Source organism: Shimia sp., from assembly GCF_049116215.1.
GTDB lineage: Bacteria > Pseudomonadota > Alphaproteobacteria > Rhodobacterales > Rhodobacteraceae > Shimia.
The window spans coordinates 198898-213475 of sequence record NZ_JAGDZB010000007.1; the positions used below are offsets into that span (position 1 = coordinate 198898).

General features: G+C 57.1%; 20 protein-coding genes. 5 read left to right on the top strand and 15 right to left on the bottom strand.

Annotated elements, in window-relative coordinates; translation table 11 throughout:
- Nucleotides 1-238 precede the first annotated feature (238 nt).
- The 11 genes from rnc to folK form a co-directional block, all read right to left on the bottom strand.
- Complete coding sequence (rnc, locus tag JXR15_RS19690; RefSeq protein WP_422054903.1) at nucleotides 239-922, bottom strand: ribonuclease III; 684 nt, start codon at nucleotides 920-922, stop codon at nucleotides 239-241.
- Between the two features lie 8 nt (nucleotides 923-930).
- Complete coding sequence (gene lepB / locus JXR15_RS19695) at nucleotides 931-1770, bottom strand: signal peptidase I (protein ID WP_422054904.1); 840 nt, start codon at nucleotides 1768-1770, stop codon at nucleotides 931-933.
- A 69-nt stretch (nucleotides 1771-1839) separates the two neighbouring features.
- Entirely contained in the window at nucleotides 1840-2262 is a 423-nt protein-coding gene (acpS, locus tag JXR15_RS19700) for a holo-ACP synthase (protein ID WP_422054905.1), read from the bottom strand.
- A complete protein-coding gene (locus tag JXR15_RS19705; RefSeq protein WP_422054906.1) occupies nucleotides 2259-2570 on the bottom strand; it encodes a Dabb family protein in 312 nt (103 codons plus the stop codon). The genes acpS and JXR15_RS19705 overlap by 4 nt, the downstream gene beginning before the upstream one ends.
- Nucleotides 2567-3193, bottom strand: coding sequence for a LysE family translocator (locus JXR15_RS19710; protein ID WP_422054907.1), 627 nt, complete (start codon nucleotides 3191-3193; stop codon nucleotides 2567-2569). Before JXR15_RS19710 ends, JXR15_RS19705 begins: the two co-directional genes overlap by 4 nt.
- Nucleotides 3190-3642 (bottom strand): ABZJ_00895 family protein, encoded by a 453-nt coding sequence (locus JXR15_RS19715; protein WP_422054908.1) that lies wholly within the window; start codon nucleotides 3640-3642, stop codon nucleotides 3190-3192. Before JXR15_RS19715 ends, JXR15_RS19710 begins: the two co-directional genes overlap by 4 nt.
- Nucleotides 3643-3659: 17 nt before the next feature.
- Nucleotides 3660-4394, bottom strand: coding sequence for a pyridoxine 5'-phosphate synthase (locus JXR15_RS19720; RefSeq protein ID WP_422054909.1), 735 nt, complete (start codon nucleotides 4392-4394; stop codon nucleotides 3660-3662).
- Nucleotides 4395-4504: 110 nt separating this feature from the next.
- Nucleotides 4505-5161 (bottom strand): DUF2062 domain-containing protein, encoded by a 657-nt coding sequence (locus JXR15_RS19725; RefSeq protein ID WP_422054910.1) that lies wholly within the window; start codon nucleotides 5159-5161, stop codon nucleotides 4505-4507.
- Nucleotides 5162-5179: 18 nt separating this feature from the next.
- Nucleotides 5180-7315: a RelA/SpoT family protein gene (locus JXR15_RS19730; protein WP_422054911.1), complete on the bottom strand. Its 2136-nt coding sequence runs from the start codon at nucleotides 7313-7315 to the stop codon at nucleotides 5180-5182.
- A 27-nt stretch (nucleotides 7316-7342) separates the two neighbouring features.
- On the bottom strand, nucleotides 7343-7696 hold the full coding sequence (rpoZ, locus tag JXR15_RS19735; RefSeq protein ID WP_164645922.1) for a DNA-directed RNA polymerase subunit omega: 354 nt from the start codon (nucleotides 7694-7696) through the stop codon (nucleotides 7343-7345).
- 75 nt (nucleotides 7697-7771) lie between these two features.
- A complete protein-coding gene (gene folK, locus JXR15_RS19740; protein WP_422054912.1) occupies nucleotides 7772-8332 on the bottom strand; it encodes a 2-amino-4-hydroxy-6-hydroxymethyldihydropteridine diphosphokinase in 561 nt (186 codons plus the stop codon).
- A gap of 153 nt (nucleotides 8333-8485) precedes the next feature.
- Here folK and JXR15_RS19745 point away from each other — a divergent pair, with 153 nt between their 5' ends.
- The gene (locus tag JXR15_RS19745) at nucleotides 8486-9061 is read left to right on the top strand and encodes an NYN domain-containing protein (protein WP_422054913.1); all 576 of its coding nucleotides are present in this window, start codon (nucleotides 8486-8488) and stop codon (nucleotides 9059-9061) included.
- A gap of 60 nt (nucleotides 9062-9121) precedes the next feature.
- On the opposite strand, the gene JXR15_RS19750 is transcribed toward JXR15_RS19745, so the two are convergent.
- The gene (locus JXR15_RS19750) at nucleotides 9122-9595 is read right to left on the bottom strand and encodes a c-type cytochrome (protein ID WP_422054914.1); all 474 of its coding nucleotides are present in this window, start codon (nucleotides 9593-9595) and stop codon (nucleotides 9122-9124) included.
- A 121-nt stretch (nucleotides 9596-9716) separates the two neighbouring features.
- On the opposite strand from JXR15_RS19750, the gene ispH reads away from it, so the two are divergent.
- The 4 genes from ispH to rnhA all read left to right on the top strand — a co-directional run bounded on the left by ispH (nucleotide 9717) and on the right by rnhA (nucleotide 12410).
- The gene (gene ispH / locus JXR15_RS19755; RefSeq protein WP_422054915.1) at nucleotides 9717-10670 is read left to right on the top strand and encodes a 4-hydroxy-3-methylbut-2-enyl diphosphate reductase; all 954 of its coding nucleotides are present in this window, start codon (nucleotides 9717-9719) and stop codon (nucleotides 10668-10670) included.
- Nucleotides 10671-10742: 72 nt separating this feature from the next.
- On the top strand, nucleotides 10743-11357 hold the full coding sequence (locus tag JXR15_RS19760; protein WP_422055034.1) for a LysE family translocator: 615 nt from the start codon (nucleotides 10743-10745) through the stop codon (nucleotides 11355-11357).
- Entirely contained in the window at nucleotides 11354-11959 is a 606-nt protein-coding gene (locus JXR15_RS19765) for a class I SAM-dependent DNA methyltransferase (RefSeq protein WP_422054916.1), read from the top strand. Before JXR15_RS19760 ends, JXR15_RS19765 begins: the two co-directional genes overlap by 4 nt.
- Nucleotides 11952-12410, top strand: a complete 459-nt coding sequence (gene rnhA, locus JXR15_RS19770; protein WP_299425004.1) for a ribonuclease HI — start codon at nucleotides 11952-11954, stop codon at nucleotides 12408-12410. Before JXR15_RS19765 ends, rnhA begins: the two co-directional genes overlap by 8 nt.
- A 12-nt stretch (nucleotides 12411-12422) precedes the next feature.
- Here rnhA and JXR15_RS19775 read toward each other — a convergent pair whose 3' ends face one another.
- From JXR15_RS19775 to fmt, 3 genes are all read right to left on the bottom strand, one after another.
- Entirely contained in the window at nucleotides 12423-13190 is a 768-nt protein-coding gene (locus JXR15_RS19775; RefSeq protein ID WP_422054917.1) for a methyltransferase domain-containing protein, read from the bottom strand.
- Nucleotides 13191-13414: 224 nt separating this feature from the next.
- Nucleotides 13415-13651 carry a hypothetical protein gene (locus JXR15_RS19780; RefSeq protein WP_422054918.1) on the bottom strand — a complete coding sequence of 79 codons (237 nt, stop codon included), beginning with the start codon at nucleotides 13649-13651 and terminating at the stop codon, nucleotides 13415-13417.
- Between the two features lie 12 nt (nucleotides 13652-13663).
- Entirely contained in the window at nucleotides 13664-14569 is a 906-nt protein-coding gene (fmt, locus tag JXR15_RS19785; protein WP_422054919.1) for a methionyl-tRNA formyltransferase, read from the bottom strand.
- Nucleotides 14570-14578 lie beyond the last annotated feature (9 nt).

A 14578-nucleotide genomic window follows, 5' to 3' on the forward strand; every position in this document is an offset into this window, starting at 1 on the left:
TCAGCGGGATCCAATCCCATCATGCTCCGCTCAGCAGAATCGAGATACTTCTCAACGTCCTCGACAGGTTTGCCATTTCTCAGCATACCTGCCGCACACTTTAGATACGTGTCATACTCATCCGCAATGCGCGCCATGGTCTCTGGATTGTCTTTGTCAAAGAGACCAATTGGGTCCCACAAACGCCAGCCAATTTCGCGAAGAACATCTAAACGGGGCTTCGGATGGCCGCGCCCACTCATTTCTTGGAAAGTTGATCCAAAAGAGCCTTGGCGGCGACTTGCTCCGCTTTGCGCTTGGAATTGTCTGTGGCTTCGGCACTGGCCCCGTTTTCAAGCTTTGCGGCAATGGTGAACACCGGCGCGTGGTCGGGGCCGGAGCGCTTTACCAACTCATATTTGGGCGGCGGCAATTTGCGCGCCTGCGCCCATTCCTGCAGTGAGGTTTTGGGGTCGCGGGCGTCGGCCTCTACGGTTTTCACGCGATTGCCCCACAACCGCAGGATCAACGCTTTGGCCACGTCAAAACCAGCGTCACGGTACACGGCGGCCAGAACGGCCTCCATGGCATCGCCCAACAGAGCCTCCTTGCGGCGGCCTCCGGACATCATCTCGGACCGGCCGAGTTTTAGCGCAGCGCCAAGATCAATCTCCCGCGCCACATCGGCACAGGCCTCTTTGCGCACCAAAGCGTTAAACCGTGGCGCCAGCGTGCCTTCAGCTGCGGATTTGTCGTGCTCCAAAAGGGCTTCGGACATCACCAAGCCAAGTACTCGGTCGCCAAGGAACTCAAGACGTTGGTTGTCTTCGCGTGTGGGGGACGACATCGAAGAATGTGTGACCGCGCGCACCAGCAGATCGGGGCGGGAAAACTTGTGCCCCAACCGCGCTTCAAGCGCTTTTAGATCGGCTGAGAGTTTCACGGGCTGCTTCACTCCACGCCTTTGAAGAACCGATCACTGCGCCAGGTCCAGAAGGCAAACATCGAGCGACCAGCAGAGGAGAACATGATGCGGTCGGCGCGGCCAATCAGGTTCTCGTAAGGCACAAAACCCACCCCACGCACGTCCTGTGGCACGCGACTGTCGGTGGAGTTGTCGCGGTTGTCCCCCATGAAGAAGTAATGACCTTCGGGCACAACGAAGACATTGGTGTGATCCGACTGCTGATCCTGGATATTCAGGGTACTGTAGCTCACCCCGTTCGGCAGGGTTTCGATGATACGAGATTTGGCACACACGCCACCATCGCCCACCGTGCCATTTTCACAGCGGGGTCGGTGACCTTGAGGCCCCTGCGGACCAAAGGTTTCACGGAAAACACCACCATCTTCACGTTTCACCGGCACGCCATTGAGGTGTACGACGCCGTTTTTGACTTGCACTTTGTCACCGGGCAAACCGATCAACCGCTTGATAAAGTCATAGCCGGACACCGGATGGCGGAACACCACAACATCGCCACGCTCTGGTTCGCCGCCCAAAAAGCGCTCGTTGCTGCCTTTGCCCATCCACCCGCAGAGGTCTTTGGCATCGACTTCCAAACCGATGGCAGGGATACGCACCGACGGGCAGGAGGAATACGAATAGCCGTAAGTCATCTTGTTCACGAACAGGAAATCGCCAATCAGGAGCGTGTCTTTCATGGAACCTGACGGAATCCAGAACGGTTGAAAGAACAAGGTGCGGAACACACCGGCGATCAAGAGCGCCCAGAAGATCGTTTTGATGGTCTCGACGATGCCGCTGTCGCTTTTGGCTTTTTCCGCCATAGGGTCTGTCTCCGCTCGATTTACAGCCATTTTTGGTCTGAGATTACATGCGGGCGCGGGCGCTTACTGTCAACCCGACGGGGCCGACTCTTCTGTGATTGGCCGGGCTTCGATCACGACAAAGGCCTGCGCCCAGGGGTGATCATCTGTGAGGGTGACATGAATGATGGCCTCATGCCCCGGTGGGGTCATCTTTTCCAAGCGTTCCTTGGCCCACCCTGTGACCTCCATCACCGGCTGACCGCTGCGCAGATTGGACACAGCCATGTCTTTCCAACTGATGCCCATGGCAAGACCCGTACCAAGTGCCTTGGAACAGGCTTCTTTGGCAGCCCAACGTTTGGCGTAGGTACCGACGGTGTCGCGGCGGCGTTCGGCTTTGGCTTGTTCTATTTCGGTGAAAACGCGATTTTTAAACCGGTCACCAAAGCGGTCAATGGTTCCTGAGATGCGGTCGATGTTGGCGAGATCTGAGCCAATGCCGAGGATCATGGCATGACCTCTATGTCGAAGACCATAATGCCCTCAGCGCCGCCGTTACACAGGCTGACCAGCGTGGCGCCCAACTGTTTGTGGCGTGGGTGTTCGGCGTAGGTGTTTAACGCGGCCTCGTTTTCAACATCAAACATGAAACCAAAAGGATGGTTGGGGGACTTGCGTTCAAAATCCCGGTTTATGCCTGCAACAAATCCGCTACATCCCTGCAATGTGTCCACAAGCTCCGCGAGCCCATCGAGTACTGGGGACAGTTTCTCTTGCGTATCGTCTTGCAGATTAAGCATTACGCAGTGGCGGATCATTGTAGTCTCGCGGTCAGGATTTTGTAGCCAGCAAAGCCGAAAAAGCCGGCAAAGGCGAGATCAAAAGCGCGGCTGGCGCGGCGGTATCCGCGCACGATGGTAGGCGACGAAAACAGAAAGGCGTAGCCGATGAAGATCAGGATAGAGCCTGCAAACAGGGCTGCGAAATAGGCAAACAACGTCGCCGGGGTGGCATCCGTTGGAGCAACAATGGCGTAGATTGACGCCCAACTGAGGATCGCCTTGGGGTTGGTGATGTGCACCGCTGCGCCTTTGGCAAAAAGACTGCGGAAGCTGCCTTTAAAGGGCGTGCCAGCCGCGGCATTTGTGTCTTTGGCAACCGCGCGCTTGAGGGCTTTAAGGGCCAGCCAGCCGAGATAGGCCGCGCCCGCGTAACGCAGAAGTTCAAACACCCAGACGTTGGCAAGCATGACGGCGGACAGGCCAAGCGCCGCAGCAATGCCCCAGCTGGCAGAGCCCGTCAGTATACCCAAAGCAAAAGCCAAGGCAGGGCGGCGGCCTTCGGACATAGCGGTGCCAGCGATGCCCATGGTGGCGGGACCGGGGGAGCCGCCGGCCATAAGCCAGGCAATCCATATGGCGACGAACTCTGGCGTGATCATGGTTTTGCACGGAGTTTTGCGGCGACTTTGATGCCGTTGCGCACGCCCATGCCAAGGAAAACGCGGTTTGTCAGGTAAACCAGCCCCACCATACCCACAAAGATCATCATCCAAACGGGGGCGCTAAGCATCGAAAGTACCGAGAACACGTCATACCCCAAGGCGGTCATCACGCCAATCGACACGCCGGCAAAGACCAGTTGAATGGCCGTCGCAACCATGGTGAGCGGCCAAGCCAATCGCCAAGCGGCCCCTTTGGGCAGCGCGGCTTCAGTGTTACGGCCGTGGCGCATACCCAGATCCTGCGCTGCGGTGATGGCAGGCAGCCAAACACTCATGCCAGCGGGCAGGTCGGTACTTGTCCATTGCGCCAACGCCAAATCAACCGCAATAACGCCCAACATGATGGCACCATAGAAGTAGGCGTAGCGGCGTAGGTTCAGTTCCATGGGAATCCTCTCAGAGGTTATGCCCGCGCGTCATCCATCAGGCGGCGCATTTCCTGGATCGCGGGATCCAGGCCACGGAAGATGGATTCACCAATCAGAAAGTGGCCGATGTTGAGCTCCATGACTTCCGGAAGGGCGGCGATGGGTTTCACGGTGTCGTAGGTCAGGCCGTGACCGGCGTGTACTTCGAGGCCGAGGGAATGGGCAAAGGTGGCCATCTCGGTCAGGCGTGCCAATTCGGCGTCCCGTTCCTCAAAGCGGCCTTCGTAGTGGAAGTCACAATAGGCACCAGTGTGCAGCTCGATGACTTGTGCACCAATGCGGTTCGCAGCCTCGATCTGTGGCTTATCTGCTGCAATGAAGATCGACACCCGGCAACCTGCGTCGCGAAGAGGCGCAATATAGTGCGCCAGCTTGTTTTCTTCACGTGCCACTTCGAGGCCACCTTCAGTGGTACGCTCTTCGCGCTTCTCGGGCACGATGCAAACCGCGTGTGGTTTGTGGCGCAGGGCAATGGCCTGCATCTCTTCTGTGGCAGCCATTTCAAAGTTGAGCGGCACCGTGAGGGCCTCCATCAGCGCGTCAATGTCTGCGTCGGCAATGTGGCGGCGGTCTTCGCGCAGGTGGGCGGTGATGCCGTCCGCACCAGCCTCTTCGGCCAGTTTGGCCGCTCGCACCGGATCCGGATAAGCCGAGCCGCGTGCGTTGCGCACGGTGGCCACGTGGTCAATGTTCACTCCCAAACGCAGCATCGCATTTCCTCCCGAGCAGGTTTGATCAAATTTGAGGCGAGACTACGGGCAGCAAGGCGCAAGGAAAACCGGTTTTTTGTGTGGATACAATTTCAGCCTGACCGAAGTGGTCAATTGTCTTGCTGGATATTGGCGGCTTGTTCTTCGGCCAAGGCACGGGCTTTGGCAATGCGTTTGGCAAACTTGGCGGAGCGGCGTTTTTGGTAGGCGCGGATCACCGGGACGGACAGGTAATACATCACGGTCGCGGTGATGATGCCCGGAATGATGCCGCCGATCATGTAGGGGTAGAACACTTCGTCAAAGAAAATGCGCAACCCGTGCCAATCCGCCACGTCATCGGTGAACATGGCCCAGAAGTTGTGCCAAAGATCCGCGCCCGCGTTGGCAAATTTCCCGGCAAGTGTGCCTTTGTCACCTTCTTCAAACTCGGTCCCGAGAATGAAGTGACCTGTTTTGAGCGACACCACTCCAATTGGCAGATAAGTCAAAGGGTTGCCAAAGAAGGTGGCCAGCAGGGCGGCCAGGAAATTGCCGCCGAGGATACGCGCTAACAGGGCCGCGACGACAAAGTGCATGGTGTAGAACGGCGTGAAGGTGGTGAAGACACCCGCCCAGATGCCCCGTCCGATGGTTTCCGCGGATCCTGGCAACCGATGCAAGCGGTGTTGCACGTATCGCGCCGCCCGTCCCCAGCCACCGCGGGGATAGAAAAACTCTCCGATGATACGGAGAAAGGGTCTTCTATCGCGGCGCTTAAATACCACGGAGGTTCCTCGAATTCGTCAGGTCGCGAGCGGGCTGCGAACCAAATCTGGGTTTCTGTAGCGTTCGATTTCGGCCACGTCGGTTTCCGCTTCCAATGCCAGCATCAGCTTGTGCAGATGTTCGGCGTCGCCAAGGTCCACACTGATCAGAAGTCTGTAAAAATCCGGTTTCCTGTCCAAGAACACCATGTCAGAGATATTGGCCTTGTTCTCGCCAATCAATGTGCAAAGTCGTCCCAGTACCCCAGCGTCATTTCCGATCGTGATCAGCAGCTGCACCGTGTAGATCGGCTTGTGTTTGCCCGCGTGCCAATGCAGATCGAGCCAGCGTTCTGGCTGATCCTCATAATTGGACAGGGCGTCACAATCGATCGCGTGCACTACCACACCTTGCCCACGGTAGGTGATGCCCACAATCCGCTCTCCGGGCAGAGGTTGGCAGCAGGGTGCGCGCTGGAAACTCTGGTCAGCGGACAGGCCAATCACGGCACGCTCAGAGGCCACTTCGTCTGTCTCAGCCGGGGCCAAATCCGGATACACCGTTTGCAGCACCTCTTGTGCGGTGAGTTCCGCAGAGCCGAGTCGGGCCAGAACTTCGTCTTTGTCTTTCAGGCGCAGATGTTTGGCAGCCAGACCAAGCGCTTTGTCAGAGGATTTTTTCCCGACATGTTCAAAGGCAGAGCGCGCCAGCTCCGCCCCCAAACGCACGTAGCGGTCTCGATCCATCTCGCGCAACGCGCGACGGATGGCGGTGCGGGCTTTGCCAGTTTTGGCGATGTCGAGCCAGGTGGCTTGCGGCATCTGGCCTTCGGCGGTGATGACCTCCACGGATTGGCCGTTCTTGATGCGGGTCCAGAGCGGCACACGGCGGTGGTCGACTTTGGCCCCCACGCAGGCGTGACCGATGCGGGTGTGGATCGCATAGGCGAAATCAATTGGTGTTGCACCCCGTGGCAGCTTCACCACTTCGCCTTTGGGCGTGAAGCAGAACACCTGGTCGGAATACATCTCCAGTTTGACGGCTTCGAGGAAGTCTTCGTGATCTTCTTCGGCGTCAAACTGTTCGGTCAGGCCCGAAATCCATTTGACCGGATCAACCGCAAACGGGTTTTCGCCACGCACGCCATCTTTGTAAGACCAATGAGCCGCCACACCTGATTCGGCCACATCGTGCATCTGCTGGGTACGGATCTGCACTTCGACGCGGCGACCATTGCGGCCTGACACGGTGGTGTGGATTGAGCGATACCCGTTGGATTTTGGCTGGCTGATATAGTCTTTGAAACGGCCTGGCACGGCCCGCCAACGCTGGTGGATCATGCCCAAGGCACGGTAGCAGCTGTCTTCGGTATCCGTGATAATACGAAATCCGTAGATGTCAGACAGACGCGAGAAACCCTGGTCCTTCTCCTGCATCTTACGCCAAATGGAATACGGCTTCTTGGCGCGTCCAAAGACATCCCCTTTAATGCCATGCTCGCCCAGCACCAGACGCATGTCTGCGGTAGTGCGCTCGATCACGTCGCCGGTCTCTTTTTGCAGCGTGATGAAGCGGCGCATAATGGAAGCGCGACCATCGGGGTTGAGCACTTTGAAAGCCAGATCTTCGAGTTCATCGCGCATCCACTGCATACCCATGCGCCCTGCAAGAGGCGCGTAGATATCCATGGTTTCGCGCGCCTTTTGCCCCTGCTTGTCAGGGCGCATGGCTTTGATGGTGCGCATGTTGTGCAGGCGGTCCGCCAGCTTGACCAGGATCACCCGCAGGTCTTTGGACATGGCCATAAACAGCTTGCGGAAGTTCTCCGCCTGTTTGGTCTCTGACGACGACAGTTGCAGGTTGGTCAGCTTGGTCACGCCATCCACAAGGCCCGCGATCTCACCGCCAAACAACTCTTCAACGGACTCATAAGAGGCTTTGGTGTCTTCAATGGTGTCGTGCAGAAGGGCTGTGATGATGGAGGCATCATCCAAGTGCTGTTCGGCCAAAATCCAGGCCACTTCGATGGGGTGGGTGTAATAGGGTTCGCCAGAGTGGCGGAACTGACCATCATGCATCTCGCGGCCATAGTCATAGGCCGCGCGAATCAAGTCTTCATTGGTCTTGGGATTGTAGGCGCGAATGAGATTTACGAGATCGTCCGCAGGGATCATGTGCGCCCACCCATAGTCATTGAGGGCTTAGCCCTGACCTTGCGCTTCCATCAGGGCGCGCAGCAGTTTTTCTTCGGACATGTCGTCCTCTTGAGGGGTGTCCGGCTCGGAACCCATCAGAAGCGCCATGCGGTCTTCTTCTGGTTCGTCAACTTCGATCTGGCTCTGGTTGGCCTCGATCAGACGCTCACGCAGCTCATCTGCTGTCTGAGTTTCCTCAGCAATCTCGCGCAGAGCAACAACCGGGTTTTTGTCGTTGTCACGATCCAGAGTGATCGCGGCGCCAGCAGACACCTCACGGGCACGGTGGGACGCAAGCATCACCAGCTCAAAGCGGTTTTGAACTTTGTCTACGCAGTCTTCAACGGTCACGCGGGCCATCGGGCACTCCAATTGTTATGGATCGAGTCAGAAATCGTGTGTGTAAGGGGGATTGTACCCCTTGACAAGCAGGTTTCAAAGGGGCCGCGGCTCTTTCTGAGCGAATTCCGGCAAATCCCCAAACATTTGGACAACAGAGCGTCCTGTGACCGGATGTTTCCAGTCCGGAGCGACGTCCATTAGCGGCGCCAACACAAATGCGCGGTCTTGCAATCGCGGATGTGGGAGAATCAGTTCCGAAGGGGCCTCCTTAGCCTGTTGCTCGGCAGGCAAGTCTCGCCAGCGCGTCCAAACCGAGGCATTTGGCATCACTTGCGACTCAAGCCCAATCAAGTCGATGTCCAGCGGACGGGTGCCCCATCGGGTCAAACGTTCCCGCCCAAAGGCACTCTCAATCTTGTGCAATTCCGTGAGCAATCCTTGCGCAGAAAGCGCCGTTTCAACAGAAACAGCCGCATTTATAAAATCAGGCCCCGCCCCCTTTGGGAAACAAGGGGTTTGAAAAAACCGGCTAACTGCGCGAATATGAACGTCATTCCGGCTCAAATGAATTAAAGATTCTTGCAGTGTTTGAATTGGTGAGCCAAATTGAGACGGCAAATTACCACCAAGAGCCAATAGACCAAAACTACTCACTTTAATCCCTATCTAATTTTCTAGTTGGACCGAACTTACCGCAAATGCTTGCGACCCCCGTAAATATGACTATTTTAAACGTGCTGTCACGCTCACTCCAAATTTTCACTCACGGGACATTCCAGGCGCGGCAGAGTTAGAAAGGACATTTTGATGTTTTACAAAGACGAACGGCTCGCGCTGTTCATAGACGGTTCGAATCTGTACGCGGCTGCGAAGTCGCTTGGGTTCGATATCGACTACAAGCTTTTGCGACAGGAATTTATGCGTCGCGGCAAGCTGCTTCGCGCCTTTTACTACACTGCGCTGCTGGAGAATGACGAGTATTCGCCAATCCGCCCGCTGGTAGACTGGCTACATTACAACGGCTTCACCATGGTGACCAAAGCGGCGAAGGAGTACACAGACTCCCAGGGGCGTCGTAAGGTCAAGGGGAACATGGATATTGAGCTGGCGGTGAACGCGATGGAACTGGCGCCACATGTGGACCACATCGTTTTGTTCTCGGGAGATGGGGATTTCCGTCCGCTGGTTGAAAGTCTGCAACGCCAAGGCGTGCGCGTTTCCGTGGTGTCCACCATTCGCAGCCAGCCACCGATGATTTCTGATGAGCTGCGCCGTCAGGCTGACAACTTCATCGAACTCGACGGCCTGCGCGAAGTGATTGGCCGCCCGCCACGTGATCCACTGCCGGAACACAACCGCGAGTCGGAAATGGCGGACGACTAAGTCACGCCAAACTGAGACTTGAAGAGCCGGGGCTGGCGCCTCGGCTTTTTTGTGCCTAGATCAGCCTTGCTGATCGTTCATGTCGTTGTGCATCTTTATCACCCGATCCGGCCACGTGCTCTTGATGTAGCCCAGCACGTTTAAAATCTCCTGATCGCTCAGGCTCGCTTCAAATCCGGGCATATTGCTTTCATACCCTTGCCCAACAACTGCGGCGCTGCCCTGTTTCGTGATCGCAAAGAGCATTGCATCAGGGTGGTGCCAGGTGTGACCGGTTTCGTCATGTGGAGGCGCCGGCATCAGGCCGTCGGGTGCGCGTTGTTTCCAGTTGGCCTCCCCTTCTAAATTGTCCCCATGGCAAGAGGCGCAGTTTTCCGCATACAGTGTTTGACCCTGTGCAACACCAGCAGGATCGTCATAAGGTAGGCGCAGGTCCGCCTCGGTGGTGTCAATCGGATTGACCACAGATTGCACAATAAACCCGCCGACAAGCGCGAAGCCAAGCGCCGCCCAACCTAGTTTTGAAAACGCCATGCTCTCTCCCATTTTGAAGTGCGTTGGCGTTACCACCCTGCCCCACTGGAAGGTCAAGCACTGGACGTTGGCGCGTGAAATCACTACCTGTTGCCGCAAGATCATCGTGGAGACCACAGTTATGAGCAAGCCGCCCCTGACCATTCATCTTGCGGCCCCGCGTGGGTTTTGTGCTGGCGTCGATCGCGCCATCAAGATTGTGGAGATGGCGCTTCTCAAATGGGGGGCGCCGGTCTATGTGCGTCATGAGATTGTACACAACAAATATGTGGTGGACGGGCTTCGCGACAAAGGTGCGGTGTTTGTCGAAGAGCTGGATGAATGCCCCGATGACCGCCCGGTGATTTTCTCGGCGCACGGTGTGGCCAAGATTGTGCCAGCCGAAGCGCAGCGCCGCGAAATGATTTATGTGGACGCGACCTGTCCGCTGGTCAGCAAAGTGCATATCGAGGCGGAGCGTCACAGCGAAAACGGGCTGCAGATCATTATGATTGGCCATGCTGGACACCCTGAGACCATTGGCACCATGGGACAGTTGCCCAACGGCGAAGTGCTGCTTGTGGAAACCGAAGCGGATGTGGCCACTGTCGACGTGCGCGACCCTAGCAAGCTTGCCTTTGTGACACAAACAACCCTGTCTGTGGATGACACCAAGGGCATTGTGGCTGCACTCAACACGCGATTTCCTGAGATTGTCGGCCCTCACAAAGAAGACATCTGCTACGCGACCACCAATCGCCAAGAAGCCGTGAAAGAGGTTGCGCCTAAAGTTGAGGCCATGTTGGTGGTGGGTGCGCCCAATTCCTCCAACTCCAAGCGGCTTGTGGAGGTGGGAGCCAAAAACGGGTGCCAATACTCGCAGTTGGTGCAAAGGGGCAAAGACATTGACTGGCGGGCCCTTGAAGGCATTACGTCGCTGGGCATCACAGCGGGCGCCAGCGCACCGGAAGTGCTGGTCAATGAGGTAATAGACGCCTTTCGGGACAAATTTGATGTGACGGTGGAAGTGGTCGAGACAGCGGTGGAGCGGGTGAATTTCAAGGTGCCACGCGTATTGCGAGATGTGACAGTTTAGGTAAGCTGCCTCGGGAAAACCAATTCACGCCACGCCGATGGTGTGAAGGATATCAAAGGTGAGGAGTATCGCGTGCTGTCTTTGCAATTTCTTGTGACCGCTTTTGTGGTGGTCATCGCGCCCGGGACCGGGGTGATTTACACGCTCGCTATGGGCTTGGGCCAAGGCCCACGTGCCGCGCTTTGGGCCGCTTTGGGCTGCACCTTTGGGATTGTGCCACACTTGTTGGCCGCCACACTGGGCCTCGCGGCGGTGCTGCACACGTCAGCTCTCTTGTTCAACGTCGTGAAATTCGCTGGCGTGGCGTATTTGCTGTATCTGGCATGGCAAGCGCTGCGCAGCGACGGAGCGCTTGCCGTCAAGGCCGAGCGACAGGCGCAAGCTGGTTTTGTGATTGCGCGGCGCGGTGCGTTGATCAACATTTTGAACCCGAAACTCTCGGTCTTTTTCCTTGCCCTGCTACCGCCGTTCCTGAGCGGAAATGCGGCGACGGCAACCCTTGAAATGGCTGTGCTAGGCGGGGTGTTTATGGCACTGACCTTTGGGGTGTTTGTGCTCTATGGGCTGTTCGCGGCCAAGGCACGTGACCTGTTGCTGGGCAATGAGCGGGTGATGAGCTGGCTGAACCGCAGCTTTGCCGCGATCTTTGTGGCGCTGGCAGGTCGGCTGGCGATGGAACGGGCATGAGCGACAAAGACACTCTGGCGGTCTATGCCAAAGCCGCCGGAGACTACGCGGATCGGTTTGCCCGGATTGAAGATGCTGATGTAGATCAGTTCAGCGATCTGACCGCGTTCTTTGAGTTATTGCCAGAGAACGGCCTTGTGTTGGATTTGGGTTGTGGGCCGGGACAATGGGCAGCCAAAATTCGCGATGCTGGCTATCGTGTTGAGGGTATGGATGCCTCGCCGGAGATGGCGGCACTGGCCAAAGAGCGGTTTGATCTGGACGTGACCGTGGGGACGTTTGATCAGCTCGAAGCCGTAGAGAGGTACGATGGCATCTGGGCCAACTTTAGCCTGCTGCACGCGCCCAAGGCAGAGCTGCCGGACCACCTCTCCCGTATTCACCACGCCCTAAAACCTGGTGGTGCGTTTCACATTGGCACCAAGCTGGGCGAAGGGGAGCAGCGCGACCATCTTGGGCGGTTTTACAGCTATTACACCGAAGATGAGTTAACCGGACTTTTGCAAGACGCGGGCTTTACCGTGGTGCGAAAAAGAACCGGGTCGGCGGTGGGATTGGCTGGCAGTGACGACACATTTGTCATACTGACCGCGCATGGCTGATTTGATTGCATATACCGATGGCGCATGTTCCGGAAACCCTGGTCCAGGAGGCTGGGGCACACTCATGCAGGCGAAGGACGGCGACACCGTCATGAAAGAGCGAGAGCTCAAAGGCGGCGCGGAGAACACCACCAACAATAAAATGGAGTTGATGGCGGCAATCATGGCGCTTGAGACGCTGGAACGGCCCAGCACCATCACAGTTGTGACCGACAGCACCTATGTGAAGAACGGCGTGACCGGCTGGATTTTTGGCTGGAAAAAAAACGGTTGGAAAACGGCCGCCAAGAAGCCCGTGAAAAATGTGGAACTGTGGCAGCGTCTGGATGCAGCGCAAGCGCGGCATCAGGTGACCTGGGAATGGGTCAAAGGCCACGCGGGCCATCCGGAAAACGAACGCGCGGACGAATTGGCCCGCGCAGGTATGGCACCGTTTAAATCTGGCAAGTAAAACGCGGGGCGCTTATTGCGCCGCCACGTCCGGGTCGGCACTTTCGGACCAGCGGTTTTGATAGTCGCTTTGGTAGACTTTACGTGAGCCACCACGCACCGACTTCATCGGTTTACGCACCGCATAGGATAGGATGATTGGCCCATCCGGCAGCTTGCCCTTCAGGCGCGGCCGGGACCCGGTTTCATTCGGGTTGGTCGTGGTCACCGCGCGATTGGCATAGACCGGCAAGATCGGCTGCAACACACATTCCAGCACCTCATAGCCGAGGGTTTTCTCCCAGAAGCCATACACCATCTCTGGTGTGATTTGGTAAAAGCCGTGGTTGATCCAGCCGTTACACGGGCTGTGTCCGATCATCACGCCACCGGGTTTCAACATGCGGTCAATGTTGCGATAGGCGGTGGGCAGGTCAAAAACATGCTCACAGGTGCCGCCGTCATAGATCACGTCAAATTTCTTGTGCAGCTTTTTGGGCACCCAATCGGCCAGGTCCTGCACAATGGTGGCGTTCTCAAAATCGGACACATCCATACTGTCGACGTTTTCAAAGCCAATCTTGTGAAAGAAGGTCTCTGAGTATTCGTCGTTGGGGTTGGCGAGATCGTCCTCAGAGAGGTTTGGAAAACGCTCTTCCAATGTGGCGGCAAACATTGCGGCAGAGCGTTTGCGGCGGCTGCCCATCCAGCGTTGTCGACCCAGCATCAGGAAATCCCCGCCCAGATCGTTGTCGCAGACAACATTCATTATCCGCATCGCCAAAGTGTCAGGAATCGCCATTGTCCACCCTACCCTGTTGCTCATATCCGACAGCCGGACGTGCCGTCTTATCGTTCTTTTAGAAACCCACGGCGCCTGTCCGTTCCAAGCGGAGGATCGCACCACCGGACATGTCTCTGATTGACGCGGGCACTTTCTCTGAGACTACCCGTAGGGCGCGCAGGACGTCTACAATTTTCGGCTTTTGCGCAAGCTTTGGTTAACGCTTTGGCGCGGCAGGCCGTTCAGCGTCTGAAATGGGTTGGCACGATGATCAAGGCCCCGACCGAGGACAAAATCGCGTTTAAGCCCGGGCTGCCAAACCCGATGTGAAACATGCGGCTGATCATGAAGAACAGGAACGCACCGCCGATACAGATGATGATCGACGGGAGATAGCCATTGCGGGTGAAACCGCTGCGCTCTGACAGGTAACCAACGATACCAGCGATGATGACGGTGCCGAAAAAGGAGAAAAACATTTGGAGGGCTCCTTACAGTTGCTGACCTTTGCTGAGCGGAAAGCCTCGCAGGAAGATGTCGGCATCTTGCGCGCCTTTGCCCGCACGTTGCAAGCGCAGGAGCTGCACTGCACCATCGCCACAGGCCACAGTAAGGCTATCATCCAGCAGTTCACCAGCTTGACCCTTGGCGTCAACGAGACGTGAGGCAAGCAGTTTCACCCGCTGGCCGTCAACTTCAGTCCAGGCGCCGGGGAAGGGAGAAAGACCTCGGATTTTCCGATCCACTTCGGCGGCAGGGGCGGACCAATCGATGCGGGATTCCGCCTTATCGATCTTTTCCGCATAAGTCACACCCTCGTCTGGCTGAGGTGTGGCGGTCAGGTTGGTTAGGTCTGCCAACGTGTCAACGATGGCGGTAGAGCCCAGCGCGGCGAGGCGATCGTGCAACTGCGCGGTGGTTTCTTCCGCACCAATCTCAAGCGAGCGCTCCATCAGCACAGGGCCGGTATCCAGACCGGCGTCCATTTGCATGATGCAGACGCCGGTTTCCTTGTCACCCGCCATAATCGCGCGGTGAATTGGCGCGGCCCCGCGCCAACGCGGCAAAAGGCTGGCGTGGATGTTCAGACACCCGTTGGTGGGCGTATCGAGCACATATTGCGGCAGGATCAAACCGTAGGCGACAACCACGCCGACGTCGGCGTCGATGCTGGCAATCAGCTCTTTGGATTCTTCGGTGCGCAATGATTTTGGGTGATGCACCGTCAGGCCGAGCTCTAGGGCGCGGGCATGAACCGGCGTAGGGCGGTCTTTCTTACCTCGGCCTGCCGGACGTGGCGGCTGGCTGAACACAGCAACGATCTCGTGCCCCGCATCAACCAGCGCGTCCAGGACGGAGACAGAAAACTCCGGGGTGCCCATAAATAGAATGCGCATGGTGAGGTC

Coding starts and splice junctions, on each gene's coding strand:
- lepB (WP_422054904.1), bottom strand. CDS start 1,770: ATGGCGGAAAAAGCCAAAAGCGACAGCGGCATCGTCGAGACCATCAAA.
- acpS (WP_422054905.1), bottom strand. CDS start 2,262: ATGATCCTCGGCATTGGCTCAGATCTCGCCAACATCGACCGCATCTCA.
- JXR15_RS19705 (WP_422054906.1), bottom strand. CDS start 2,570: ATGATCCGCCACTGCGTAATGCTTAATCTGCAAGACGATACGCAAGAG.
- JXR15_RS19710 (WP_422054907.1), bottom strand. CDS start 3,193: ATGATCACGCCAGAGTTCGTCGCCATATGGATTGCCTGGCTTATGGCC.
- JXR15_RS19715 (WP_422054908.1), bottom strand. CDS start 3,642: ATGGAACTGAACCTACGCCGCTACGCCTACTTCTATGGTGCCATCATG.
- JXR15_RS19720 (WP_422054909.1), bottom strand. CDS start 4,394: ATGCTGCGTTTGGGAGTGAACATTGACCACGTGGCCACCGTGCGCAAC.
- JXR15_RS19730 (WP_422054911.1), bottom strand. CDS start 7,315: ATGATCCCTGCGGACGATCTCGTAAATCTCATTCGCGCCTACAATCCC.
- rpoZ (WP_164645922.1), bottom strand. CDS start 7,696: ATGGCCCGCGTGACCGTTGAAGACTGCGTAGACAAAGTTCAAAACCGC.
- JXR15_RS19745 (WP_422054913.1), top strand. CDS start 8,486: ATGTTTTACAAAGACGAACGGCTCGCGCTGTTCATAGACGGTTCGAAT.
- JXR15_RS19750 (WP_422054914.1), bottom strand. CDS start 9,595: ATGGCGTTTTCAAAACTAGGTTGGGCGGCGCTTGGCTTCGCGCTTGTC.
- ispH (WP_422054915.1), top strand. CDS start 9,717: ATGAGCAAGCCGCCCCTGACCATTCATCTTGCGGCCCCGCGTGGGTTT.
- JXR15_RS19765 (WP_422054916.1), top strand. CDS start 11,354: ATGAGCGACAAAGACACTCTGGCGGTCTATGCCAAAGCCGCCGGAGAC.
- rnhA (WP_299425004.1), top strand. CDS start 11,952: ATGGCTGATTTGATTGCATATACCGATGGCGCATGTTCCGGAAACCCT.
- JXR15_RS19775 (WP_422054917.1), bottom strand. CDS start 13,190: ATGGCGATTCCTGACACTTTGGCGATGCGGATAATGAATGTTGTCTGC.
- JXR15_RS19780 (WP_422054918.1), bottom strand. CDS start 13,651: ATGTTTTTCTCCTTTTTCGGCACCGTCATCATCGCTGGTATCGTTGGT.
- fmt (WP_422054919.1), bottom strand. CDS start 14,569: ATGCGCATTCTATTTATGGGCACCCCGGAGTTTTCTGTCTCCGTCCTG.